Annotated in this window: 29 protein-coding genes and 4 tRNA genes; 12 read left to right on the top strand and 21 right to left on the bottom strand. The window is 61.3% G+C overall.

All coding sequences use genetic code 11. The annotated features are described in order from the left end of the window. Positions 1-33: 33 nt before the first annotated feature. Positions 34-1104 carry a LacI family DNA-binding transcriptional regulator gene (locus ACIOU9_RS15325; RefSeq protein WP_105657895.1) on the top strand — a complete coding sequence of 357 codons (1071 nt, stop codon included), beginning with the start codon at positions 34-36 and terminating at the stop codon, positions 1102-1104. A gap of 81 nt (positions 1105-1185) precedes the next feature. Here ACIOU9_RS15325 and pyrE read toward each other — a convergent pair whose 3' ends face one another. Further along, positions 1186-1743, bottom strand: a complete 558-nt coding sequence (gene pyrE / locus ACIOU9_RS15320; RefSeq protein ID WP_181148872.1) for an orotate phosphoribosyltransferase — start codon at positions 1741-1743, stop codon at positions 1186-1188. Positions 1744-1782: 39 nt separating this feature from the next. Here pyrE and ACIOU9_RS15315 point away from each other — a divergent pair, with 39 nt between their 5' ends. Then, positions 1783-2220 (top strand): MarR family winged helix-turn-helix transcriptional regulator, encoded by a 438-nt coding sequence (locus ACIOU9_RS15315; RefSeq protein WP_105657893.1) that lies wholly within the window; start codon positions 1783-1785, stop codon positions 2218-2220. Positions 2221-2312: 92 nt separating this feature from the next. Further along, complete coding sequence (gene nadE, locus ACIOU9_RS15310; protein WP_133834975.1) at positions 2313-3137, top strand: ammonia-dependent NAD(+) synthetase; 825 nt, start codon at positions 2313-2315, stop codon at positions 3135-3137. Between the two features lie 3 nt (positions 3138-3140). Here nadE and ACIOU9_RS15305 read toward each other — a convergent pair whose 3' ends face one another. The 4 genes from ACIOU9_RS15305 to ACIOU9_RS15290 all read right to left on the bottom strand — a co-directional run bounded on the left by ACIOU9_RS15305 (position 3141) and on the right by ACIOU9_RS15290 (position 5336). After that, positions 3141-3440: a transcriptional regulator gene (locus tag ACIOU9_RS15305; RefSeq protein ID WP_105657891.1), complete on the bottom strand. Its 300-nt coding sequence runs from the start codon at positions 3438-3440 to the stop codon at positions 3141-3143. Next, a complete protein-coding gene (locus ACIOU9_RS15300) occupies positions 3437-3877 on the bottom strand; it encodes a hypothetical protein (RefSeq protein WP_105662662.1) in 441 nt (146 codons plus the stop codon). Before ACIOU9_RS15300 ends, ACIOU9_RS15305 begins: the two co-directional genes overlap by 4 nt. Then, positions 3874-4077 carry a hypothetical protein gene (locus ACIOU9_RS15295; protein ID WP_105657889.1) on the bottom strand — a complete coding sequence of 68 codons (204 nt, stop codon included), beginning with the start codon at positions 4075-4077 and terminating at the stop codon, positions 3874-3876. The genes ACIOU9_RS15300 and ACIOU9_RS15295 overlap by 4 nt, the downstream gene beginning before the upstream one ends. A gap of 116 nt (positions 4078-4193) precedes the next feature. After that, positions 4194-5336: an acyl-CoA dehydrogenase family protein gene (locus tag ACIOU9_RS15290; RefSeq protein WP_133834976.1), complete on the bottom strand. Its 1143-nt coding sequence runs from the start codon at positions 5334-5336 to the stop codon at positions 4194-4196. Between the two features lie 72 nt (positions 5337-5408). Here ACIOU9_RS15290 and ACIOU9_RS15285 point away from each other — a divergent pair, with 72 nt between their 5' ends. Continuing rightward, the gene (locus ACIOU9_RS15285; protein WP_105658003.1) at positions 5409-5912 is read left to right on the top strand and encodes a MarR family winged helix-turn-helix transcriptional regulator; all 504 of its coding nucleotides are present in this window, start codon (positions 5409-5411) and stop codon (positions 5910-5912) included. On the opposite strand, the gene mmsB is transcribed toward ACIOU9_RS15285, so the two are convergent. Further along, positions 5907-6803, bottom strand: a complete 897-nt coding sequence (gene mmsB, locus ACIOU9_RS15280) for a 3-hydroxyisobutyrate dehydrogenase (protein ID WP_105662664.1) — start codon at positions 6801-6803, stop codon at positions 5907-5909. The genes ACIOU9_RS15285 and mmsB overlap by 6 nt on opposite strands. Beyond that, on the bottom strand, positions 6800-7852 hold the full coding sequence (locus ACIOU9_RS15275) for a 3-hydroxyisobutyryl-CoA hydrolase (protein WP_105657886.1): 1053 nt from the start codon (positions 7850-7852) through the stop codon (positions 6800-6802). Before ACIOU9_RS15275 ends, mmsB begins: the two co-directional genes overlap by 4 nt. Before the next feature lie 105 nt (positions 7853-7957). On the opposite strand from ACIOU9_RS15275, the gene ACIOU9_RS15270 reads away from it, so the two are divergent. Both ACIOU9_RS15270 and ACIOU9_RS15265 read left to right on the top strand, forming a co-directional pair. Beyond that, entirely contained in the window at positions 7958-8758 is an 801-nt protein-coding gene (locus ACIOU9_RS15270) for an exodeoxyribonuclease III (RefSeq protein ID WP_105657885.1), read from the top strand. A gap of 2 nt (positions 8759-8760) precedes the next feature. Then, the gene (locus ACIOU9_RS15265) at positions 8761-9615 is read left to right on the top strand and encodes a hypothetical protein (RefSeq protein WP_286134704.1); all 855 of its coding nucleotides are present in this window, start codon (positions 8761-8763) and stop codon (positions 9613-9615) included. Between the two features lie 52 nt (positions 9616-9667). Here the strand turns inward: ACIOU9_RS15265 and ACIOU9_RS15260 are convergent. The 4 genes from ACIOU9_RS15260 to ACIOU9_RS15245 all read right to left on the bottom strand — a co-directional run bounded on the left by ACIOU9_RS15260 (position 9668) and on the right by ACIOU9_RS15245 (position 10126). Continuing rightward, positions 9668-9741: transfer RNA gene (locus tag ACIOU9_RS15260), tRNA-Asp, on the bottom strand. 61 nt (positions 9742-9802) lie between these two features. Then, a tRNA-Phe gene (locus ACIOU9_RS15255) sits at positions 9803-9875 on the bottom strand. 49 nt (positions 9876-9924) lie between these two features. Then, a tRNA-Asp gene (locus ACIOU9_RS15250) sits at positions 9925-9998 on the bottom strand. A 55-nt stretch (positions 9999-10053) separates the two neighbouring features. Then, positions 10054-10126 (bottom strand) — tRNA-Glu (locus ACIOU9_RS15245). A 138-nt stretch (positions 10127-10264) separates the two neighbouring features. On the opposite strand from ACIOU9_RS15245, the gene ACIOU9_RS15240 reads away from it, so the two are divergent. Both ACIOU9_RS15240 and ACIOU9_RS15235 read left to right on the top strand, forming a co-directional pair. Continuing rightward, positions 10265-10636: a metallopeptidase family protein gene (locus ACIOU9_RS15240; RefSeq protein WP_133834977.1), complete on the top strand. Its 372-nt coding sequence runs from the start codon at positions 10265-10267 to the stop codon at positions 10634-10636. A 778-nt stretch (positions 10637-11414) separates the two neighbouring features. Then, the gene (locus ACIOU9_RS15235; protein ID WP_402697454.1) at positions 11415-13145 is read left to right on the top strand and encodes an NlpC/P60 family protein; all 1731 of its coding nucleotides are present in this window, start codon (positions 11415-11417) and stop codon (positions 13143-13145) included. A gap of 77 nt (positions 13146-13222) precedes the next feature. On the opposite strand, the gene ACIOU9_RS15230 is transcribed toward ACIOU9_RS15235, so the two are convergent. Next, complete coding sequence (locus tag ACIOU9_RS15230) at positions 13223-14200, bottom strand: universal stress protein (RefSeq protein WP_105657882.1); 978 nt, start codon at positions 14198-14200, stop codon at positions 13223-13225. A 169-nt stretch (positions 14201-14369) separates the two neighbouring features. On the opposite strand from ACIOU9_RS15230, the gene ACIOU9_RS15225 reads away from it, so the two are divergent. Both ACIOU9_RS15225 and ACIOU9_RS15220 read left to right on the top strand, forming a co-directional pair. Beyond that, a complete protein-coding gene (locus ACIOU9_RS15225; RefSeq protein ID WP_402697452.1) occupies positions 14370-15821 on the top strand; it encodes an NCS2 family permease in 1452 nt (483 codons plus the stop codon). A 92-nt stretch (positions 15822-15913) separates the two neighbouring features. Then, positions 15914-16423, top strand: coding sequence for a DUF2087 domain-containing protein (locus ACIOU9_RS15220; RefSeq protein WP_181148870.1), 510 nt, complete (start codon positions 15914-15916; stop codon positions 16421-16423). On the opposite strand, the gene ACIOU9_RS15215 is transcribed toward ACIOU9_RS15220, so the two are convergent. Further along, positions 16420-17247 (bottom strand): spermidine synthase, encoded by an 828-nt coding sequence (locus ACIOU9_RS15215; protein WP_402697449.1) that lies wholly within the window; start codon positions 17245-17247, stop codon positions 16420-16422. The two genes, ACIOU9_RS15220 and ACIOU9_RS15215, sit on opposite strands and share 4 nt — an antisense overlap. After that, on the bottom strand, positions 17240-17746 hold the full coding sequence (locus tag ACIOU9_RS15210; RefSeq protein WP_286134237.1) for a GNAT family N-acetyltransferase: 507 nt from the start codon (positions 17744-17746) through the stop codon (positions 17240-17242). The genes ACIOU9_RS15215 and ACIOU9_RS15210 overlap by 8 nt, the downstream gene beginning before the upstream one ends. A gap of 152 nt (positions 17747-17898) precedes the next feature. On the opposite strand from ACIOU9_RS15210, the gene ACIOU9_RS15205 reads away from it, so the two are divergent. Next, positions 17899-18279 carry a hypothetical protein gene (locus ACIOU9_RS15205; RefSeq protein ID WP_402697447.1) on the top strand — a complete coding sequence of 127 codons (381 nt, stop codon included), beginning with the start codon at positions 17899-17901 and terminating at the stop codon, positions 18277-18279. Here ACIOU9_RS15205 and ACIOU9_RS15200 read toward each other — a convergent pair. The 7 genes from ACIOU9_RS15200 to ACIOU9_RS15170 all read right to left on the bottom strand — a co-directional run bounded on the left by ACIOU9_RS15200 (position 18276) and on the right by ACIOU9_RS15170 (position 22691). After that, entirely contained in the window at positions 18276-18965 is a 690-nt protein-coding gene (locus ACIOU9_RS15200; RefSeq protein WP_133834982.1) for an O-methyltransferase, read from the bottom strand. The two genes, ACIOU9_RS15205 and ACIOU9_RS15200, sit on opposite strands and share 4 nt — an antisense overlap. Beyond that, the gene (locus ACIOU9_RS15195; RefSeq protein WP_400291005.1) at positions 18962-19282 is read right to left on the bottom strand and encodes an MTH1187 family thiamine-binding protein; all 321 of its coding nucleotides are present in this window, start codon (positions 19280-19282) and stop codon (positions 18962-18964) included. Before ACIOU9_RS15195 ends, ACIOU9_RS15200 begins: the two co-directional genes overlap by 4 nt. Positions 19283-19335: 53 nt before the next feature. Further along, a complete protein-coding gene (locus tag ACIOU9_RS15190; RefSeq protein WP_105657874.1) occupies positions 19336-19653 on the bottom strand; it encodes an AzlD domain-containing protein in 318 nt (105 codons plus the stop codon). Next, complete coding sequence (locus tag ACIOU9_RS15185; RefSeq protein WP_286134236.1) at positions 19650-20381, bottom strand: AzlC family ABC transporter permease; 732 nt, start codon at positions 20379-20381, stop codon at positions 19650-19652. The genes ACIOU9_RS15190 and ACIOU9_RS15185 overlap by 4 nt, the downstream gene beginning before the upstream one ends. Next, positions 20362-21048, bottom strand: coding sequence for a hypothetical protein (locus ACIOU9_RS15180; RefSeq protein ID WP_402697445.1), 687 nt, complete (start codon positions 21046-21048; stop codon positions 20362-20364). The genes ACIOU9_RS15185 and ACIOU9_RS15180 overlap by 20 nt, the downstream gene beginning before the upstream one ends. Before the next feature lie 5 nt (positions 21049-21053). Beyond that, positions 21054-21923, bottom strand: a complete 870-nt coding sequence (locus ACIOU9_RS15175; RefSeq protein ID WP_400343223.1) for a glycerophosphodiester phosphodiesterase — start codon at positions 21921-21923, stop codon at positions 21054-21056. Between the two features lie 210 nt (positions 21924-22133). Then, positions 22134-22691 carry a dihydrofolate reductase family protein gene (locus ACIOU9_RS15170; protein ID WP_402697443.1) on the bottom strand — a complete coding sequence of 186 codons (558 nt, stop codon included), beginning with the start codon at positions 22689-22691 and terminating at the stop codon, positions 22134-22136. A gap of 291 nt (positions 22692-22982) precedes the next feature. On the opposite strand from ACIOU9_RS15170, the gene ACIOU9_RS15165 reads away from it, so the two are divergent. Continuing rightward, complete coding sequence (locus ACIOU9_RS15165) at positions 22983-23453, top strand: hypothetical protein (protein ID WP_402697441.1); 471 nt, start codon at positions 22983-22985, stop codon at positions 23451-23453. Positions 23454-23692 lie beyond the last annotated feature (239 nt).

The raw sequence follows: 23692 nt of genomic DNA, 5'->3' as shown, positions 1-23692 counted from the left end.
TCCGGAGTATTTTGCGCTACTGTTAGTGACGTGATGACCCCTCAGACCGGAATCCCCGGGATCGCCAATGCCCAGCAGCCGCAGATCCCCGGCGAGCCTTCCAGCGCACGCGTGACCATCAACGACGTCGCGCGCGCCGCGCAGGTCTCCGTCTCCACCGTCTCGAAGGTCGTCAACGGCCGCTACGGGGTCGCCCCGGCCACCATCGCCAAGGTCCACCAGGTCATCAGCGAACTGGGCTACGAGACCTCGCTGGTCGCCTCCTCGCTGCGCAGCACCCGCACCAACATCATCGGCATCCTGGTGGCGGAGTTCGAGCCCTTCTCGCTGGGCCTGCTCAACGGCATCTCCGCGACCCTGCGCGGAACCCAATACGATTTGATGGCCTACGCGGGCAACCTTTCCCCCGAAGGGCATGCCGGCTGGGAACGCCGCTCCCTGTCCCGCTTGGGCGGAACGCTGATCGACGGCGCCATCATCGTCACCCCCACCGTGGAAGTCCCGCACAGCTCGGTGCCGGTCGTCGCCATTGACCCGCATGCCGGTCCGGAAATGCCGATCGCCATCGACGTGGACAACCGTTCCGGGGCCTATACGGCCACCCGGCACCTGCTGGATCTGGGCCATCGCCGCATCGGGCACATCCGAGGGCGCGGGGACCTGGCTTCCGCGCACCTGCGCGAGCAGGGCTACCGCCAAGCGCTGGAAGAGGCCGGCGTGGAATTCGATGGGCAGCTGTCGCACGATGGCGATTACCAGCATGATGCCGCGGTGCAGGCCGCCCATGACCTGCTGGACCTGCCCCAGCCGCCCACGGCGATCTTCGCGGCCAATGACCTCTCGGCCCTGGCCGCCTTGCAGGTGGCCGGCGAGCGCGGGCTGCAGGTTCCCGGCGATCTTTCGATCATCGGCTTCGATGACATCCCGGCCGCGGCACAGTCCTCTCCCCCGCTGAGCACCGTGCGCCAGCCGCTGCATGAGATGGGCGCCCAGGCGGTGAGCATGCTGCTGGGCCTGCTTGCGGGCGAGGACGTCCGCTCCCCCGGCCACCTGCCTGCCGTGCTCGTCCCGCGCGAGACCACGGGCCCCGCGCGCAGCAGCTAGCCGGGAAAAGCAGAGCACCCCGCCGCGCACCGGGAATTCTCCGGTGGGCAACGAGGTGCTGTGCAGGGAATCGCTTGCCGGCTACAGGCCCAGCTCGTTCTTGCCGTAGGCGAACAGGTACGGAACGCCGGCTTCTTCTTCGATGCGTTCCTTGGCTCCGGTGTCGCGGTCAACGATCACGGCCACGGCAATCACGTTGCCGCCGGCCTTGCGCACGCCCTCGACAGCGGTCAGCGCCGAACCGCCGGTGGTGGAAGTATCCTCGAGCACGATGACATCGCGGCCTTCGACGCTCGGGCCCTCGACCTGGCGGCCCATGCCGTAGGACTTCTGCGCCTTGCGGACCACGAAAGCGTCGATGGCGCGGTCCTTGGCCCGGGCGGTGTGCATGATGGCGGTGCCTACCGGGTCAGCGCCCATGGTCAAGCCGCCCACATTGCTGAATTCCAGCTTGGCCTCGTCCAGCAAGCCAAGCATGACTTCGCCAACCAAGCCCGATGCTTCCTGGTGCAGGGTTACACGGCGCAGATCGATGTAGTAATCAGCTTCCTTGCCCGAGGACAAGGTGACCTTGCCGCGCACAATGGCTAGTTCTTGGATCAGTTCTTTTAGTCGCTCACGGGCGCTGGTTTCGCTCATACCCTCGATTCTAGTCGGCATCATGGCTAGGCTGATTCCATGAACGCAAAACGCCCCTTGGGTTACTGGCTGAAATTGGTGGATTCGCTGATTGACGAGCAGTTTGCAGCGACTTTGGAAGAGCACGGTGTGACACGCAGGCAATGGCAGGTGCTCAACCTGCTGGAGCAGCAACCTGCCACCGAGGCGCAACTGGACGCCGGGCTTTCCCCGTTCTTCGCCTCGCCGGATGAACCGCAATCATTGAGAGAGCACCTTGCCGAGTTGATCGAATCCGGCTGGGTTACGGCAATCAACGGCGAGTATTCCATCACCGATCGGGGCCACACCTCGTTGCTCAAGCTCAGTGAGCTCGTGGAAAAGATCCGCACCCAGTTCGGCCAGGATCTGGACGGTTCCGAATATGACGCGGTGGTCGAAGCCTTGGAAAAGATTGCGCGCAATCTCGGCTGGAACCCGGACCAGGATTCCGAATAGCCCCTCCGGGATTTGTTGAGAACAGATTAACTTTCGTTCCCAGCCTGTGCAGCGGTACCGCACGGCGAGGGCTCATGCCTAGGATTAGAAGCATGCGTGAACTGCAAGCAAAGATCATTGAAGAGCTGGGCGTGCGCCCGGAAATCGACGCGGCCGACGAAATTCGCCGTCGTATCGACTTCCTCAAGGACTATCTGGCCGCTACCGGCGCCCGGGGTTTCGTGCTGGGCATCTCCGGCGGCATCGATTCAACGCTGGCTGGGCGCTTAGCCCAGTTGGCCGTCGAAGAGGTGCGCGAATCCGGCGGCGAGGCGCACTTCGTGTCGGTGCGCCTGCCGCATGGCGTGCAGAAGGATGCGGCCGATGCGGAAGCGGCCATGGATTTCGTGGCTGCCGACGAACAGTTCGAGGTGAACATCCAAAAGCCTGTCGCCGCTTTCGATGAAGCCCTGGCCGATGCGGGCCACCTGGCGCTGAGCGATTTCAACCGCGGAAACCTCAAGGCCCGCACCCGGATGATCATGCAGTACGCCATGGCCGGGGACCGCGGGATGCTGGTCCTGGGCACCGATCACGCGGCCGAATCGATTACCGGCTTCTTCACCAAGTTCGGCGATGGCGGAGCGGACCTCCTGCCCCTGGCCGGGCTGAATAAGCGCCAGAACCAGGCACTGCTGCGCGAGCTGCAGGCTCCTGAGCTGCTGTGGGCCAAGGAGCCTACCGCGGACCTGCTGGACGGCCAGCCGCTGCGCGCAGATGAAGAGGAACTTGGCCTGACCTATCCGCAGATTGATGACTACCTCGAAGGCCGCGAGATTGACCCTGCGGCGGCCGAGGTCATCGAAAGGCGCTTCGTGGGATCCCGGCACAAGCGCACCGTACCGGCCACCTACTGGGACAAATGGTGGCGCGCTTGAGGATTACCCCAAGCCGGTGATTTCCTTCAGCGCCTGGACATGTTGCGCAAAGGCCTCCTGCCCAGCTGAAGTCAGCTTCGCCCAGGTACGAGGCCTTTTGCCCACATACCCTTTCTTGATCTGCACGTAACCGCCGGCTTCCAGTGCGCTCAGATGCCGGGAAAGCACCGAATCCGAAATACCGATGGCTTCTTTCAAGGATTTGAAATCGGCTTCGTCCACGGCTTGCAAGGAGCCCATCAGTGAAAGCCGTACCGGGTTGGAGAAGTCGTCGTTGAGCCGTTCGCGAGCATGGGCATTCACTTGCGCACCATCGCAATTCCGGTCAGGAACAACGGCGCGGCAACGATAATCCAGATCAACGCGATGGCGCCCCAGCCCATGGGTCCCGCCCCGAGCAAGGCCACTGCCACCGCGTAAAGCACCATGCTCGCAATGAACCCCCGAAGATACATCTTGGAATGCCCGCGCGGCAGCGAGCGGTAGAGCTTCCCGTAAGCCAAGGACATCGCTGCAACGGATACGCAGAACAACGCCATGATGACGATGAAGCCGATAAAATCCGCATCGGGACGAAAGACCTGCAGCAGAGCAGCCAGGCCGCCCATGAGCACTCCCAAGATGATGCAATAGGTGCCCAGCAATTTGGCTCCGTACCCGGCGGCACGCTGCATTCCCTGCTGCGCCAACCCCAGGGCGGCCAGTTGCTCTTCAGGGCTCATTTTCTTGCCGGAACTCATTTGCTGGCCGCCTTGCGAGCCTTCTGCTGGCGCTGTGCGTAGACGGACGTCATGGTCATGCAAATTGCCATGAAGAAGCCCATGCCAATGAAGATCAGGGAGTTGTTGCCCGTGGCATAGGCGGTCATGGCCATTGCCGCGAAGGCCAGACCTGCCGCAACGGTGATGATGGTGTACCAGGTGCTGAATGGAATCTTCATTGTCCTGCTCCTTTGGCTTTGATCTTCCGAGTTCCCCAACCATAACAAGTACTTTCCGCTTTGGAAAGTACTTGTTATGAATTAGCTGGAAAGATTCCAACGGACGGATGCCCCGGCTACACGAAGGCACTGACTCCGGTCAGGGCACGTCCCACAATCAGCGAATTGATTTCATAGGTGCCTTCATAGGTATGGAGAATCTCGACATCGCAGAAGACCTTGGCCATTTCGAAATCGCTCACAATGCCATTGCCGCCAAGCATCGCTCGGCCCAAGGCGGCCGAATCCCGCGCCAGGCGGGTGGCAGTGGACTTCGCCATTGCCGCATCCACCATGTGCAATTCCGCGCGCTCTTGCTTGCGGGCAATATCGCCCATCATGGAAAGGCAGGCGCTCAGGTTGCCTGCAATTTCGGCCAGGGGCTGCTGAATCAACTGGAAAGCGGCCAGCGGCTGCCCGAACTGCTGGCGCTGCGCGACGTACTCGCTGCAGATGTCGAGCGTTGCCATCATCGCGCCGACAGCCTGCCACCCCACCCACGCGCGAGATTGCATCAATAGCTGGTTTGCCGCAGCGAAGCTGGTCACCCCTGGAAGCTTATTCGCGACGGGAATCCGCACATTCTCCAGCCGAATATCCGCATTCTGCATGCTGCGCAGCCCGATCTTGTGTTCGATCTTGGAAGCGCTATATCCAGGGCGGTCCGCTTCAACGAGGTAGGCCCCGACCTGCGAAGTTTCCTCGTCCTTGGCCCAGACCAGCGCGAAATCGCTGAAGGTGCCCATGCCGATCCACCGCTTGGCCCCGTTCAGAACGTACTGGTCCCCGTCGCGCTGCGCGGTGCTCCGTATGCCGCCGGCGATATCCGATCCATGTTCCGGTTCGGTCAGCGCAAATGCGCCGTAGGCTTCAAAGCCGGCGAGCTTGCCCAGCCACTGCTCGCGCTGCTCCTCCGACCCCAAATCGCGGATCATCCCGAGCACCAGTTCGTTGTGGATGCCGACCACGGATGAGATTGAAATATCGGCGCGGGCGAGTTCTGCATGGATCAGCCCCCGCAGCAAATGCGAGCTGTCCCCCAGCTGCAATCCGCCCAGTCCGAGTTCGGCCAGTTTTCCAATCAGCTCGGTCGGAAATTCTTCGCGGTCCCAATAGCCAACGGACTGCTTGCGCACCTGATGCTGCGCTACCTGCCTGATTCCAAGCAGTCGCTGCCGTTCGGTTCCACTTAGTTCTCCGGCCACATTCAAGAGGTCCATCCGGGGATTCCTTCCAAACCATAGGATGTCCAAGTATATTGTTGGACTAAGTCTTCTTTTGGGGGTATGCACATGACTTCTCCGCTCTCACGCGATCCAATCGCGCAAGCCAGGGAACAATGGATTTCCCATGGATGGTCAGCCGAGGCCGACTCCATGGCCGCAATTACCGCGGTGATGCGCACGGCATCGATTTACCTGCAGCGAGCCGATGCCATCCTCAAGCCGCACGGGCTGACCTTTGCGCGATTCGAAGTACTCGCCTTGCTCGGTTTCTCCAAGCGCGGCTCCCTGCCCATGAGCCAAGCCAGCCAGCTCCTGCAGGTCCACGCCACCAGCCTGACCAATTCGGTAGACCGCCTGGAAGCTACCGGTTTGGTGCGGCGCATCCCGCACCCGACCGACGGCCGCACCCGCCTTTTGGAACTCACGGCCGCAGGCCAGCAAGTGCTGCCAGCGGCCCGCGGCGATCTGAACGAAAAGCTCTTTGCCCAGAGCGATCTCTCCGGCACCGACGCCACCGAGATTTTCGAGATCCTGGCCCGATTCCGCAAGGCCTCCGGGGACTTCCTATAGCGATCCGTCGCGGATCGCGTTGATGATCCCGGAAAAATCGGTTCCCGCATCGCCCTCATCGCTGAACTTGCGGTACAGCGCTGCGGCCAGGGAGCCGAGCTGGGCATCGGTACTCGTATGCTCCAGCGCGCTAGCTGCCAGGCCGAGGTCCTTGGCCATCAGCGCTGCGGCAAATCCTGGCTGGTAATCGCGATTGGCAGGGGAAGCAGGCACAGGTCCGGGCACCGGGCAATTGGTGGTGACCGACCAGCATTGCCCCGACGCGGAGGAAATGACATCGAAGAGCGCCTGGTGCTCCAAGCCCAGCCGTTCTCCGAGCACGAAGGCCTCGGCAGCGCCAATCATCGAGATGCCCAGCAGCATGTTGTTGCAGACCTTGGCGGCCTGGCCTGCGCCGTACCCGCCGCAGTGCACGATCCGCTTGCCCATGTGCTCCAGCAGCGGGGTGATCTCTCCGAGATCTTCGGCCTGCGCACCGAGCATGAACGTCAAAGTCCCCGCTTCTGCCCCGACCACGCCCCCGGACACCGGAGCGTCGGCGCTTCGATGCCCCGCGGAGACCGCAAGCTGCGCCGCTTCACGGGCCTGCGCTACGTCGATGGTGGAGCACTCCAGGAACAGCGTATTGGGCTTGGCGCTATCGAGCAGGTATTCGCGGTAGGCATCGAGCACGTGCTTGCCCGAAGGGAACATCGTGATGACGATGTCCACGCCGGCGGCCGCCTCGGCTCCGGTAGCCACGGTGCCGATGCCTGCTTCTCGGGCGGCCTGCACCGCATCAGGAACCACGTCGAAGCCCTTGATCCGGTAGCCTGCCTTGTGCAGGTTGATGGCCATGGGCAATCCCATATGGCCCATGCCCAGGAATCCGATAACTGGTTTTGCGTTCATGAGTGGCTCTTTTCCGCTAGATCTTCACCGAGCAGTGCGAAAGTTAGTTCTGCCCCGAACAGGGGCTCCAAATGCCGTTGCGTGCGCTGGCCCGGGCTTAGCCCCGGGACTGCTTCCGTCCATTGCGGGGTGCGGTCCTTGTCGATGACTGCGGCGCGAATCCCCTCGGCGAAATCGGGGTCATCAAGCCGGTGAACGGCAGCCCGATACTCTCGCTGCAGGTCTTTTCTCAAATCCGCTCCAGCCAGGTGGATCAGTTCTTCGGCCAAGCGCACCGAGCTCGGGCAGGCGGCGCCCAATGCCTTCAACGCCTCTTGGGCTTGCGGGTACTCGTGCAGCTCCAGTGCACGCATGACCGCTGGGGTGCTTGCCTCGCCAAAGGCCTGCACCCATTCTTCGTGCAGGAAGCCAGGCTCCGGAGTCTCGGCATAGCTGGCCAGCACCGACGCGGCCGGCTGGACCTCGAGGTCTGCGAGCACGTCGGGGATCCGGGCCTCGGGCACATACGAGTCGGCCAGGCCCAAAGCGATGGTGTCGGCCGCGCCGAATTTCATTCCAGTCAATGCCGCCAATCGTCCGGCCGCATGCGGGGCACGCGCCAGCAAATGCGTTCCGCCTACGTCCGGGAAGAATCCGATACCGACTTCCGGCATGCCGCAACGGCTGGTTTCGGTAACTATGCGATGGCTGCCATGCGCCGAGATGCCGATGCCGCCGCCAAGGACGATTCCGTCCATGAGCGCAATGTACGGCTTGGGGTACTCGTCGATCAGGACGTTGAGCTGGTATTCAATGCGCCAGAAGTCAGCCGAAGCACCGCTGCGGTCCAAGATATCCCGGTAGATCGCCACGATATCCCCGCCGGCGCACAGGCCGCGCTCCCCTGCGCCCATAACCGCTACCTGAGCGATATCCGGGTCATCGCGCCATTCCAGCAGCACGTCGAGGAAGTCGCGGCACATGTCCGCGTTGAGGGCGTTCAGGGCCTTCGGCCGGTTCAGCGTAATGAGCCCCAGGTGCCCCCGGCGTTCGGTCAGAATCTCAGGCAACAGACTCTCCTTTGAGTGATTGAGGTCACCTACTAGTGTCGAATATACTCGGACTTCCAACTAAATTGAAGTGGCACAAGACAGCAAACTTGATAGGTTGAACTAGTGAAGATTGCAACCTGGAATGTGAACTCGCTGCGAGCCCGCGCCGACCGTGTTGAGGACTGGCTGCGACGTACCGATGTAGATGTCCTGGCTATCCAGGAAACTAAGTGCAAAGACGACAATTTCCCCTGGGAACTGTTCGAGAACAACGATTACGAGGTAGCGCACTTCGGAGTCAACCAGTGGAATGGCGTTGCCATCGCTTCTCGCGTTGGCCTCGAGGATGTTGAGCGCACCTTCCCCGGGCAGCCGGAATTCGGCAAGGCCGGCAAGAATCCGATCCAGGAGCCTCGCGCCATCGCGGCAACCTGTGGCGGAGTGCGTGTCTGGAGCCTGTATGTACCCAACGGACGCGCGTTGGATGATGAGCACATGGGCTACAAGCTGAACTGGCTGGATGTGCTCAAGCAGGAATCCGCCCGATGGCTGGCGGAAAACCCCGAGGCGCAGATTGCCTTGATGGGCGATTGGAACATCGCGCCAAAGGACGAAGACGTGTGGGATATCGACTTCTTCCTCGAGAACAAGTTGACCCACGTCTCGGCGCCAGAGCGCGCCTCCTTCGCTGCCTTCGAGGAGCTGGGCTTCACCGATGTCGTGCGCCCGCACACCGAAGGCGAATACACCTACTGGGATTACACGCAGTTGCGTTTCCCGAAGGGCGAAGGCATGCGCATCGATTTCTCGCTCACCTCGCCTGCGCTCACCGCACGCGTAACCGGCGCAAGCATTGACCGCGAAGAACGCAAGGGCAAGGGCGCCAGCGACCACGCCCCGGTCATCGTGGAGCTGGCCGACTAGTCATGGCGGCAAAGATGATTGGGCCCGCCGCAGAGCTGACCGCAGCTACAGCGCACCTGCGCGTCTACGAGCCGCTGGATGCTTTCGAGGATTGGGCCCAGTCCATCATCCTGCGTACCCCGCGGCGCACCGCGGAGCAGTGGGATGACTTCGAGAACGAGCGGCTGTGGAGCCGCACCCTGCGCCATGTCTCCGACCCGTTCCCGCACAATGAGCCGGAATTCTTCCGCAGCGTGAAGTCCTTGGACTACCAAGGGGCCGAGCACACGCGCTATTGCCCGGGGCAATTGCAGGCACGCAGCCTGCTCGCTGCCGAACAAGCCGAAGAAGCCATGCGGGCCGAGGTTTTCGACCTGCTGGTACCGCCGGCAGCGCGGCAGGCTAACGCACAACGCGTTGATGCCGACCGCCTGGCCAATGACCTGACCCATCTTCACACGAGGACCTCTTCATGGGGCATCCCGCTGGGCTGGTTTGCCCTCTTCCGCGAGGACGACGAGCACGAGCTGGTTCACAGCGGTGAGCAGCTGAAGACGGTTCGCATGTACGCCACCTTCGAACAAGCCATTGACCGCCTGGCTTGGGCAGTCCAAGCGCTGGCATCCCATGCGCCGCAGTCGCAGCTCTTCGAGGAGCTGGGCAGCCTTGGCGGATGGCTGGAATCCTTCGACAACAGATCGGTCATTGAACTGGATTATGGCCTGTTGGCAGAAATTGTGTGGCCCGATGATTCCGCGAACGACTTGATGCACGGCATTCAGGCGTTGGAAGACGAGGACATGACTAGCGCCGCCGCCGCATATCGCCGGCTGAGCAATCGCTGGATTGGACCGCGGCATCTTGGCCGCGCGAACTAACTGCCCCTGGATACAGCAAAAGCCCCGGAATCCGGAGCTTCTGTTTAGTGTGCGACCCTGACGGGACTTGAACCCGCGACCTCCGCCGTGACAGGGCGGCGCGCTAACCAACTGCGCTACAGGGCCTAGTGCTTTGAATAAATTCAAGTCACACAGTAAAACCCCCGGGATAAACCGAGGGCCTGCGTGGCTCCGACCGGCGTCGATCCGGTGACCTTTCGATTTTCAGTCGAACGCTCTACCAACTGAGCTACAGAGCCTGGTACCACTAAGTGGACACCAAATCTACTATTGAAATAGTAAATTGAGCGACCCTGACGGGACTTGAACCCGCGACCTCCGCCGTGACAGGGCGGCGCGCTAACCAACTGCGCTACAGGGCCTTGCTTTCGCAAGCCAATGGATTTCTCCATCTGACAACCACATAATGGTTGTTTGTACCCCCAACGGGATTCGAACCCGTGCCGCTGCCGTGAAAGGGCAGTGTCCTAGGCCGCTAGACGATGGGGGCCTAAGTTGTTCGCTTCGGTTTCTTGCTTCTCCGTAGCGGACTCCAATAACTATACGCAGTGTTTTTTGCTTTTGCAAAATCGGCACCTGGACGAGTTTCACCCATGCCAAATCGGGTGCGCGGGCCTAGTCTGGAAGCATGCTTTTTGAGATGGATGACGACGAATTCCAGACCCTGGTCGAGCAGGCCATCGACGCCATTCCGGAGGCTGCATTCGCCATGATGGACAACGTCATCTTCTTCATCGAAGACGAGTATGAGCCGCTTCCAGGAGAACCCAAAAACCCTGAAATTCTGGGGTTATACGAGGGTATTGCACTCACGGAACGGGACCTGGACTGGGGCACGGGCGCACTTCCCGACCGCATAACGATCTTCAAGAATCCGACGCTTCGAGCCTGCGAAACACGTGAAGATGTAGTGCGGGAAATTGGGATTACAGTGATGCACGAAGTGGCCCATCACTTCGGAATCGACGACGCAAAATTGCACGATTTAGGGTGGTCATAGCCCCAAATCCGCAGAATCTTCTTTTGAGATCTGCCTCACAAAAATACTCGAATACAGTGGTCGCGTCGAGGTCGAAAGAGACCCAAAGCACAGGCGTGGCGCTTGGAATCGCCATCCGGGTCCAGTCGACCGGCGGGCAAGCCGCCCAAAAGCCGTTTCGCAACGACTGGCGCGCCGGTCGGTTTCCCGTTGCCCCGCTAGCGGCTGCTTTATCCGGGCGTGATCAGGTGCAGCCAGCCGGAGGAACCTGGCATGTCCCTTGCCCTTGTCCACCCAGCAGCTCTGGGCCCCTCCGCCACCAAGGGCAGCGAGGTGATCCCGATTGGGAGCACGGCACCGCACCCCTTCAAGAGGATTTCGCCATTGGAGCCGGCGCCTCCGAGGCAGACCCAGCGAAGCAGAGCTTTGCGCCCTCCCGGAGTACCTTCACTTTTAAAGGCAAACCTTTTTTGCAGCCGCACATTCCCCTCCGGCACGTTACCCAAGCTTCACGACAATCGATACCTTGGTAACGAGGCGAGATATATGTCTGAGTAATTTCCCAGCCACTCTTGATCAGCCACACAGATCCCAAATGCCACTATCTTCGCAGATCACCGCCGAATACCCAGGCGAATTACACGAATGGGATTCATGTGACTGATGTGAACAGTGTTGCCAAGCGTGTCTTAATTGGCCTAATGTGCTATTTGGAGTCTTATCCGAATCGTGACCTACTCATCGGTGAAGGTCACGACTCACGCACTCCGCGTCATCCAAGTACTTAGTGAGGAACGATATGGCTACTCGCCACACGCTCGGTGTTGCTGCAAGCACCCTAGCCCTAGCGGTGTCCTGCATTGCAGGCGCTTTGCCCGCTTCCGCATCTACTTCAGCTCTGCTTCCTCAGTCTGTGGCCATCGCTGCCGCACCTAGCGCTTCCGCGCTACCTTCGGACGCAGAGGTCCAGGACGCAAAGAAGGATAAGGCTTCGACGAACGCGATGATCGCGCGCATCGAAGCTTCCCTGGCTTCCAGCCGCGCCGAACTGAAGCGCGTTGAAACTGAGGCCGCTCAGGCTCAGGAATCCCTGCTCACCGCCGGCGAAGAGCGCGATCTGCGCACCGCTGCGGCCGAGAAGGCTGTAGAACAGCTCGAGTACGCAAAGACTTACCTGGAGCAGAGCCGCAACGATCTGGGTGCTATCGCTTCGGATATCTACCGCAATGGTGCAGGCACCTCGACCCTGAGCCTGCTCCTTGATGACAACCAGGAAGGCGACCTGTTCTACAAGGCCGCTACCATCGACGCGTTGAGCGAACAGAAGGTCCAGTCCGTCAACACCGCCACCGAGGCCGAAGGCCTCGTTTCGGCTTGGCAGGAATATGCTGATGCGGCACAGAACGCCGCCGAAGAAGCTGCAGCCAACTATGACGCAGCCGCAGCGACCGCGAACAGCACCCTGTCCACCTACGAAGCAGCTATCGCACCTGAGAAGCAGCTGCGCGATGACTTGATCGGCCACCTCGCTACCTTGAAGCAGAAGGAAGAGGCCGAGGTTCGCCAGGCGGTTGAAGAGCGCGAAACGCAGGAGCAGGAAAAAGCTCTCGCGGACGCCATCGCCGAAGAGGAAACCGCCAAGGTTCCCGAAACGAAGCAAGACTCCGTTCAGCCGCTCTCGGTTGAAAAGCCACGTGAGCTGGAGCAGGCCGAACCTGAAGAGGAAACGGTCGAGTCGGAGCCTGAGAAGGTTGAAGAGGAACCGGAAGCTGTCGAGCCTCCCGTAGCGCCGAAGCCGGAGCCAACTAAAAAGGCCGAGCCAAAGCCGGAACCAACTAAAAAGGCCGAGCCGAAGCCGGAACCGACCAAAAAGGCCGAGCCGAAGCCAGAGCCAACCAAAAAGGCCGAGCCGAAGCCAGAGCCAACCAAGAAGGCCGAGCCAAAGCCGGAGCCAAAGCCAACCAAGAAGGCCGAACCGAAGCCGGAACCCACCAAAAAGGCCGAGCCGAAGCCGAAGGCTACCCCGAAGCCGGCACCCAAGCCTGAGCCAAAGCCGGAGCCCAAGCCGAAGGTCACCCCGAAGCCAGCGCCTAAGCCTGAGCCAAAGCCGGAACCTAAGCCGGAGCCGAAGCCTGAAGTCGCGCCGCAGTCCGGCAGCAACTACTCAGCAGCGTTTTCCTGGGCCTTGAAGACCGCGGATGATCCCAGCAAGTACTACGTCTACGGTGCCAACGGTCCCGATGCTTTCGACTGCTCGAGCTTCTCGCAGCGAGCTTTCGGCAAATCCGGCATCAGCCTGCCACGTACTTCGTCCCAGCAGTTCGCTAGCGCCCCGCAGTACGTGTCGCTGAGCAACCTGCGCCCAGGCGACTTGGTGTTCTCGTCTTCCAACGGCGGTTCCTCGTTCTACCACGTAGCCATCTACATCGGCAACGGCCAGGTCGTCCACGCTCGCAACCCGAACGCCGGCATCTCGGTGACTCCACTGAGCTACGTCAACAACCTCTACCCGAAGGCAGCCCGCTACTAAGCGCCACCCCTCGAGCACGAAGGCCGCACACCCTGGTGGGTGTGCGGCCTTCGTGCATTCTGGCTACAGGCGTGCGGTCACTGCTCCTGCGCCCGCGTATCGAAGTCCTTGCGGTTCTCCAGGCGAGGGTCATCCGAGTCCGGCACGACCATCACCGGGCCCTTGGAGTGGTGCAAGACGCCCTGCGAGGTTGAGCCAAGCAGCATCCCGGTAAAGCCGCCGCGGCCACGCGAGCCGGTGACGGTCAGTACCGCATGCTCGGATTCGCGGATCAGCACCTCGACGGGAGGCCCGGAGACCACGTCGGTTTCCATCTTCAGCGACGGATAGTGCGACTTCAGCCATTTGGAGCCCACACTCATCTGGTAGCGCACATCTTCCAGCACGGCTTCCTGGTCAACGGTCGCCGGCATCCATGCCAGCGCCGCCCCCACCGGCGGCACCGCGCAGATCAGGCGCAGCGTCAGGTCGCTGGCGATGGCCGCGTCCGCGGCCGCCAGCACCGCTGAACGCGCGCGGTCTGAACCGTCAACGCCGACCACGATGCAGTTGCGGTTCGACGCCGCGGCGGCACCGGCCTCTTCCTGCTCCTTGGCCATGGCCAGCGGAACCACGACGGTCGGGCACTTGGAGTGCGCGGGCAGTGCCGAGGAAACCGAGCCGAGCAGGCGGCCAACGAAGCCACCGCGGCCACGGGTTCCGACCACTACCAATTCGGCGTCCTGGCTCAGGTCCAGCAGCACGCCGGACGGGTCGCCGGATTCGATATAGGTGCGGATGGCCGCCGTGCTGCCTTCAAGCTCTGCGCGGGCCTGGCGCACAATGTCCTCGGCTCCCCCGCGGATCAGGTCGTCATCCAAGGTCGAGTAGCCTGCGTCCATGGAGGACGCGGCGAACACCGGGATGGTGTAGGCGGACACGATATTCAACACGCTGCCGCGGCGTACCGCTTCGCGTTCGGCCCAGCGCAAAGCGCATCTGCTCTGCTGGGATCCGTCCACGCCAACGACAATTCCTTCAATCTTCTCTGCTGCGACTGGTGCTTCGTCACTCATCAGACTCGCTCCTCAACTACCTCAGATATAACGGGATGTGATTTCCCTTACCACCAATGTACTTGCTTCCGCAGTTCTAGGTGTGAGTTGGGTCTAAAGTTTTCGCGTACAGCCTACTGGACACTCGGATCGATATGAATCAGCGCCCGAAACGTCATAGAATTTTTCCATGTCCTCCTCCACACAAACCGCGTCCGGGAATGCTATGACCGCGCGCATCGACCGATACTTCAAGATTTCGGAACGGCGTTCAACGTTCTCCACCGAAGTTCGCGGCGGCATCGCCACCTTCTTCGCGATGAGCTACATCGTCGTCCTCAACCCGCTGGTTCTTTCCGGTGCCGATTCCTCGGGCGGCGAGTTGGGCATCCAGCGCGTTGCCGCGGTGACCGCATTTGTCGCCGGTATCCTGACCATCCTGATGGGCATCTGGGCCCGCCACCCATTCGCCATGGCTACCGGCTTGGGCGTCAACGCCTTCGTCGCTATCACCGTGGCAACCAACCCGGAACTGACCTGGGCTGATGTCATGGGCCTGGTGCTCATTGCGGGTGTGGTCATGTTCGGCCTGGTGCTCACAGGGTTCCGGACCGCGGTGTTCAATGCGGTTCCAGCCGGATTGAAAACCGCCATCGTGGTGGGCATCGGCATGTTCATCGCACTGATCGGCCTGGTCAACGCCGGCTTCGTCCAGCGCCTCCCGGATGCCGCGAACACCACCGTTCCGGTGGGCCTGGGCTTCGACGGAGAGCTGATGGGCTGGCCGATCCTGGTCTTCGTTGTCGGCCTGCTGCTGACCATGGCCCTGGTGGTGCGCAAGGTCAAGGGCGCGATCCTGATCGGCATCGTCGTTTCTGCGATCCTTGCCAACATCCTCGAAGCCGTCTTCCACATCGGCGCGATGGAGACCAATACCTGGTCGCTGGTGGTTCCGTCGCTGCCCGAGTGGACCCTTCCGGACCTGTCGCTGATCGGCCAGGTCAGCGTGTTCGGCGCCTTCAGCAAGATCGGCGCCACTGCCGCTTCGCTGCTGGCCTTCGTCATCCTGCTCTCGATCTTCTTCGATGCCATGGGCACCATGGTGGGCCTGGCTTCCGAAGCGGGTTCCATGGACGAGAACGGGCAGATCCCCAACGTGGACAAGGTCCTGCTGGTGGATGCGGCCGGCGCGATCGTCGGCGGCGGCACCTCCAGCTCCTCGGCGCAGATCTTCGTGGAGTCCGGTGCCGGCATCGGCGAGGGCGCCCGTACCGGTCTGGCCTCGGTAGTCACCGGCCTGCTGATGATCGTCGCGATGTTCCTGAGCCCGCTGATCTACTTGGTGCCTTTCGAAGCCGTGGCGCCGGCACTGGTCGTGGTCGGTTTCATGATGATCACCCAAGTCTCCAAGATCGATTGGAACGACTGGGGCATCGCGCTGCCGGCCTTCCTGACCTTCACCCTGATGCCGTTCACCTACTCGATCGCCAATGGCATCGGTGCCGGCTTCATCTCCTACGTCTTCATCCGCGCCACGCAGGGCCGCGCCAAGGAAATCCACCCGCTGATGTGGGTTGTTTCCGCGGCTTTCGTGCTGTTCTTCGGCATCGGACTGATTGAGATGTGGGCCGGGGTCAAATAGCCCCGAAGCCCTCCAGGCGCCCCGTCATTGCTCCGGCGATGGCGGGGCGTTTTTTGCCTCCGTCCCGGCGGGCACTGGCTAGGATGGGCTCTATGAGCGATCAACAGAACACCGCTGGGCAGTGGATCCAGGTGGCCGCAGGCTTGAAGAACCCCTCGATGCGCCGGCTTCTCGGGGCCGTATTGAGCGGGCACGGGGTACCCGAGCAGGCCAATAAGTCCGAACGCAAGGACTTGGAGCGCTGGGCCAGCATCGGGCTTCTGCGCCAAGAGGGGTCCGGCTGGGCGCTGAACGACGAACTGCTGGAGAAGACCTTGGCTTCGGCCTCGGCCGCGAAGGCCGACCGCGTCGGGATCCGCCGCTTCTTCGACGGGCACCGGCTGCATAGCCTCCCGGCGAAACCAGCGGACCGCCATGAAGTGCTGGTCTACCTGCGCAATGCGGTGATAGGAGCCGGGGACGAACTGCGCGAAGAGCAGCTCAATGAACGGCTGCGGGTATTCCACCCGGACGTCGCGCTGCTGCGCCGCTACATGGTTGACCACGGCCTGCTGCAGCGCGCAGCAGACGGGAGCGGATACCGGATGGGCCCCGGGAGCTAGCCGGTAACCGGCACGGCCCCGGTGGCGAAGCGCTGCACTGCCGCCCCTGAAACCAGCTGCGCCGGCAACGGCGCAGTGCGCAGGCTGCGTTCGAATGCAGGGCCGAGCTTGAGCGGTTCGTCGCTGGCCAGGAACACGATGTTCCCGTAGCGCCGGCCCTTGAGCATCGGCGGGTCGGCGATCATGGCCACATGCTCGAAGACCTCCAGCAGCGTCGCGGCTTCCGCCTTGGCGCCGGACAGGTCCGCGGTATCGCCGCAATTCATGATGTAGACGCCCCCGGCATCCAGCACGCGCTGGGCTTCGCGGGCGTAGTCCGCCGTGGTCAGCACGCGCGGGGTGGTGCTCCCGGCGAAGACATCGCGGATGATCACATCGCGGCTCGCATCGCTCAAGGTGGGCAGCACCTGGGCTGCGTCTCCCACGCGCAGGCGTACCAGCGGAGCGCGCGGAACCTCGAAGTGGACGCGCACCAGCTCGGCCAGCTTGGCATCCAGCTCCACCACGACCTGCCGGGCGTTTTCATAGCTGGCCGCGACCCAGCGGGCCATGGAGCAGCCACCTCCGCCAAGGTGGAGCACGCGCAGCTTGCGGGCGCGCCCGTCGTATTGCCCGGCCGGGAAACCGATGGCGAAGACCGGTTCCATCCAGCGCATGTACTCGAAATCGAGGTAGGCCGGGTCCTCCAGGTCCACATGGGAGGAGGGCACGCCGTTGACCTTCAGGATATAGCGGCTGGCGCCGTAGGGATCAGCTTCAATGATCGCCGTTCCGGTGTCGATCGGATACTCTCCGAGCATTGATTCCTTGGCATCCCTAGCCACGCGCGCGCACCATTCGTTGTTCGATTAAGCCATCCCAGCTGCCAGTCAGGGCTTCACTGGTTCCATCAGGCGTGAATCCCTGCTTCGCGAAGAAGGCCAGGGCCCTCTCGTTGCCTTGCAGGACCCAGACCAGGGCGTCGTGCTGTCCAAGGACAACATCGAAGAGGTGCTGGCCCAGTCCGGTACCGTAGTACTCTTCCAGGACATAGAGCATGCCCAATTCGACGTCCACTCCGGCATCCTGGTCTTCTTCGATGGCCGGAGTTCCACCGGCTAGCCCGATGATGCGGCCATCACGGTCTTCCGCGATGAAGAATTGCGCTCCGGATGCCAGCCCGCGTTCCCACCAGGCTGTCTGGCCATCAAGTTGGCCTTCATGGTGGGCGAAAAAGGACTCATCGCGAAGTGTGGCGTACGCTTCTCGCCAGGCTTGCAATTTCATTTGCAGCGCTGGGCGGACGTCTTGTTCAGTAGCCAGTCGGATTCGGTAGTCGTTCATTTGCGGCACTTCTCTAGCCTACGGCAGTGACTTCGCTATTTTCTTCCAACGCACCAAGGCCCCCTCCTACTAAAGTAGTATTGCGGACTGTCCAAATGCTTGAAAAACTATTCATGTAGTCGTAAACTTTTTGGCTCAAAGGGGGGTCGGACTTGAACCGGAATACAAAATACGCTGCCTTGACTGGTGGCCTTGTCGGTTCCCTGACCCTGACCATCAGCCTTTCCTCGACCTTCTGGGTGATTTTGCTCGGATGCGTTCTCCTAGCCGCCGGCTTCAGCATTCTGGCCAGGTTCGAACGCTTCTGGGGCCCGGCCGAACCGGACCACTACTACTACATCGTTCCCATGCTGGTTGGCCCGGTAGTTGCGGGGCTGGTGCGCAATACCGGTTATGCCCTGTGGGTCGGCCCGCCGATGGGTCTTCTCTGCGGATTGGGCGTGTACTTCTTGATCCTGAAGTCGCCGCCGTTCAAGCACGATGAAGCCGGGGAACTCGAATTCGAGCGCCCCGAGCGCTATCCAACGCCCTAGAGGACTCGCGCTAGCGCGAACCCGTCCCACCCCTTGACGCCTATAGTCTGCAGCGCCGTGGCTGATACGCGCGGGTCATCGCGCAACCACCGCAAAGAGTCCTGGATTCCGCGAACATCGGCTTCTTGCGTCCCATGCCGGGATGGGTCATCCAAGACCGCGCCGCTGCGCACCACGTTGTCGAGCACCAGCACGGTGCCTGAATGCGCCAGCTCCAGTGCGCGTTCCAGGTAGGGCACGTTGTTGCGCTTATCGGCATCTATGAAGATCAGGTCAAATGGTGCAACGCGTTTGGAAATCAGCGAATCCATGGAACCCTGAGCGGCCCCCAACCGGATTTCAACACGTTCTGAAAGCCCTGCCCGCTGCAAGTTCTCACGCGCAATCGAGGCATGCAGGGGTTCAAATTCGCAGCTGATGACGGTACCAGCTGCACCGACGCCCCGGGCGAGCCAGCTGGTGGAGTAGCCTCCGAGGGTTCCGATCTCGAGGACCCTCCGGGCACCTGTGATCTCGGTGAGCAGCTGGAGGAACTTTCCCTGGGCAGGACTGACTTCAATCCGTGGAAGCCCGGCACTATGGGAATGCTCCCGGCCTGCCTCCAAGGCATCAACGCGCAACCCCAGCGCCTGTTCCAAATATTCATCGACGGCTGCGGCATGGTGCTCTGCAGAATGGTGGATCATGACGACATGTTCTCCTCACTATCCTCAATAGCCTTCTCCAGGCGTTGGATTTTGCCATCGAGCTCACCTTCGTAACCGGGCCGAATATCGGCTTTCAACACCAGCGATACGCGCGAACCGAATCGGCCAACGGCCATGGTGGCTTGCTTGACTACCTCCATGACTTCGTCCCATTCACCTTCGATCTCGGTGAACATGGAGCTGGTGCGATTGGGGAGGCCAGAATCGCGGACGATTTTCACCGCTTCGGCCACTGCATCGTGGACCGAACCGTTGGGGTTGTCGTTACTTGGGGCTACGGAGAAAGCTACAATCATGCTTCCACTGTCCCACTACGCCTTGTGCTTGTCACCCGCCTTGCAGGCAATATCTAGGCAGCTAGTCCGCTCGCCCTCAAGACGATGGCCGCCAGAGCACCGACGACAACGACGACAAGATAGGGTGCCTTGAAAGCCAGTGCGATAATCGCCGCCGCGAGCGCACCGATACGGGCGTCAATCACCAGTTCCTGCCCGGAGGTGAAGGCATTGACCGTCACCAACGAGGCGAGCAACGCAATGGTCAGCGTGGCCGCGACATGGGACATGGTCGGCGAGTCCAGAACCTTGCGTGGCACAAAGTAGCCGCAGAGCTTGATTGCGTAGGCCGTCAGGCAGGCTCCCAGAATCCACCAGCTCAATTCGCTCAAGGCTGGTCCTCCTCAATGCTTTCCAGATCGCCGTGCTCGGTCGCAGCCGGGGTCCGGCGGCCGGTGGCCACCGCGTAGATCGCAGCGCAGGCCGCGGTTACCAGAATCGGCAAGCCCGGCGCGGTGACCGGCACAGCCAGCGCGGTGAGGATTGCGGCCGCAATCGCGATCATGACCGGTTCAACTGACTTCAAGCGCGGCCAGAGCAAACCGATGAAGGCGGCGACCGCGGCGCCATCGAGCCCCCAAGCCGCGGGGTCCCCCATGCGTTCTCCGAGCAAGGCTCCGACGAGGGTGAACAGATTCCACAGGACGTAGACGCCCACCCCGGCGGTGAAGAAACCACGGCGCTTCTCGGCCAGGTCCGATTGCCCCAAGCTGACTGCGGTGGATTCATCGATGGTCACCTGGGCCATCCAGGGCACATGCCGTCCCAAAGGCCGCAATGCCTGCTTGATCTGCATCCCGTACACGGCATTGCGGATTCCCAGCAGCGAAGCGGCGGAGAACGCTGCCGAGGCAGCACCTCCGCCTGAGATCACGCCGATAAAGGCGAACTGCGATCCGCCGGTGAACATCAAGGCGCTCAAGGCAACGGTTTGCCACAGATCCAGTCCTGCAGCAATGGACAGGGCCCCGAAGGAAATGCCGTAGAGCCCGGTGGCGATCGCGATGGAAAGGCCCATCCTGGTCGCCGGAGTGAACCAGCTAGCGGACGTGGCGTGCATCGTACCTGACCTTGTAGACACCGCGCTTGACCTTTGCGTCGCCGATCTCGACGTGCTGCAGCTGGTTCAGGTGCTTCACGTGGGTGCCACCGCAAGGTTCGGCATTCACCCCGGCGATGCTCACGGTACGGATGCCCTGAGCATCGGTGGCCGTTGTGATTTCTCCGCCGCCAGCGATGAGTTCATCGACGCGTCCTTGGAGCCAGGCCTTGGCGGCGGCCCGTTCGTTCTCATCGCCCAATGGCAGGTCGACGCTGGCCGGATCGAAGTCGAGGCGCGACTGCCCAGGGAAGTGCGAGTGGCCCTGGTGCTGCCAGCCGCGGTCTTCGCCAGCGAAGCCCAGGACGTGCCCTGCGGTGTGCAATGCGGCATGGGAAAGGCGCAGCTCGCCATCGATCTCAGCTAGGACCTGATCACCCACCTGCCGGGCGCCGGCGCCGTACAAGACCACCAGTGCATTCGCGTCGCGCTGGACTGAGACAGGCAGCCCGTCCACGGTGCCTGAGTCTTCGGGCTGGCCTCCACCACGGGGATGGAAGATATTGGGGCTCAGGGCAATCCACTGCCCGTCTTCGCCGCTTCCCGTTGCAATGACTCGGGCCTCCGCAGCAAAAATGTACGTGTCCTGCAGGTACAGGTTGACCTGTGCGATTTCTCCGGTGTTCATGTGGCCTAGCTCAGCTCCAATTCTTTGCGCAGTTCTGCCGGGCGGTTGCTCGTCAATTCCCCGACACCCAGGTCCACCAGGAATTGCGCATCCGCGGGACGGTCAACCGTCCAGATGCGCGCCTTCAGCCCTTGTTCCAGCCATCGGCGCACAAGATGCTCATTGGCTCGGGTCCAGGCGACCCCGGATCCAATGATGCCAGCTCCCCCTGCGTTGATCAGTTCGATTCCTTCAGTCACGGAGCGGTAAAGAACATCGTAGACACCTGCTCGCCCCAGGTCGCCGGAATCAATGAGCTGCCGGACATAGTCCGGGTTGACCTCGGTCATCAGCTGGCACAATAGTGAAGTGCTGACGGTGCGTGCCAGATAGCGCAGGGAATTCGGCTCAAAGCTCATCAGGGTCACCGCGATCTGCCCTTGCGAGCCGGCCGTGCCCGTCTGCGGGTCGAAGCCATGGGCTGCGAGAACCTGCAGCACACCCTTTTCGAGCAGGTGGCCATAGGGGCTTGGATGCTTGATTTCGATAGCCAGGCCAATTGGCTTGCCGCGTGCTTCAATGAGCTCGAAAAGTTCGCCGAGGCTCAGGAGCTGTTCATTCTCCGCCCCGTACTCGGCCGGGACCATGCTCGGAACGACTCCAGTGAAGTCCATGGCTTTCATCTGGGCCAAGGTAAATCCGGCAACCAGACCGGCTGAATCAGAGGTGCGGTCGACTGTTGGATCGTGGTGGCAGACGACGATTCCGTCTTTGCTCAGATGGACGTCGCATTCGATTCCATCGGCGCCTTCGTCGATGGCCTGCAGATAGGCAGCACGAGTGTTCTCCGAATATTTATGGGAGCTGCCGCGATGGGCGAAAAAAAGCGTATCCATAATTCCTACGCTACGCGATCATCGCTCCTTGGCAACGCAGATTGCCCTCTGCCAAGACGCTTATTTCTTCGACTGCTTTCGTGGCTTCGGCCTGCGGATGCAAGCGCTTGCTGCCATCGTGCAAAACACGAAGTTACCCGGCAAGAAAAGGTGTCCACTTTCCTGATTCTGCCCCGGAATTCCAAGGCAAAATCGCCATCGTCATGAGAATCAGCCTGCACGCCGATAGCTGGCTGCGATTGCCCCGCTGGCCAGCGGCTGCGCTGATATCAACTGGAGGTGACGGGAATCCTGCAATCCTGCCTCATGCAGGGTTGGTCCATGCCCGGCGATGACTGGATGGACTAGGAAGTGGTATTCGTCGATAAGTTCCATCCGGTCCAGAACCGTTGCCAATTTGCCGCTACCGAGCAGCACTCCATTGGGGTACTGGTCCTTCAGCTTCAGCACCGAGGCGCGTAGGTCGCCGCTTAGCAAGTGCGAATTCTTCCACGAGTACGCGGTGCGGGTGCTCGAGACAACGTACTTGGGCTTCTCCTCCAGCTGCTGCGCCCAGCGAAGCAAAGCTGGCGGCGCTGCGATATCTCCATGAGCGACGGCCGGCCAGTAATCTTCCATCAGCTCGTAGGTGGCACGCCCCCAGAGCATCGCTCCGTGCGCATTCATCAGTCGTGTGAAGTAGTCGTGCAATTCGTCGTCGGCGATGCCTTCGCGATGATCTACACAGCCATCCAGCGTGACGTTGATGCTGAATGTCAATAGTCCCATCGCAAGCTCCTGTAGCTATGGCCTTACCACCAGGTCCCCGGTGCCTTGACTGTAGGGTTGCCGGCCAGTCACGTCAAGCAGCGACGATGCAGCATCAGGCAACCGGTGCGAAAGCAGAGACAGGCTCGTTTCGCATCGGCGATGTCCGCCCAGCATCTGCGTTGGATGCAGGACCTGTAAGCGAAACACAATTTCATGGTCCTCTTCCGGGAGACTAAGCGTCAAAGGTAGGCTCGCAGTACGCCGCCACCAGACTCATCCCCAAGTTTGTCCCCTGGTCCCCGTGATCTCATGCCTGTTGTCCAGGGCCTGGTCCAAGGTCCCTGGCCGAAGAACAAAGTCGAGCGTGAAGTCTTGTTCGGTGCCCTTGGATTCGTTTCCGGAAACAACGTTGATGCCGAAGACCACGATTCACCACATCAAATGATGAGCCTAGACCTCGGCCTGCCAGGAAAAATGGTGAGTTTCTGGGATACTTACCGTCAGCAATTCCTCAGCGTCTGCACCCACCTCTACGGATCGCTGAACGCCCAGGACCCCGTGGCCCAGTATGGCTACGAAGTCCTGCAGGCACAGCTTTCCCAACTGTATGGCACTCCTGAGCGCCCTTGGGACGACGAAGATCAGTCGGTGGGCATGTGGCGCTGTAATGGCCGGAGCATCACCCTGCAGCTATTTGACCGGTCGGATAGCACCGTGATGCTCACCATCGAAGACCTGGCACTCGCGTCAATAATTGAAGCCGAAGAAGCAGCCCACTAGTCTTCTCACTCCGTAAACTGCTTGTAGCGGCTCAAAGTGATTGCGATGCTTTCTCGGCGATGCTTCGATAATAGGCAGGCCGTAAGCCAACAGGTACAGTACTTAAACAGGTACAGGGGCCGGGCTTTCAGGCCTGGCCCCTGTACGGGTTAAACAGGTGAGGCCCCGGCACCAAACGGTACCAGGGCCTCAAACCATCTACTCAAGTTAAGTCCGGCGGTGACCTACTCTCCCACACC

Origin of the sequence: Glutamicibacter sp. NPDC087583 (assembly GCF_044743685.1) — a bacterium.
Classification (GTDB): Bacteria; Actinomycetota; Actinomycetes; order Actinomycetales; family Micrococcaceae; genus Glutamicibacter.
The sequence above is the reverse complement of the archived record's forward strand: the minus strand, read 5'-3'. Positions and strand labels throughout refer to the sequence as shown.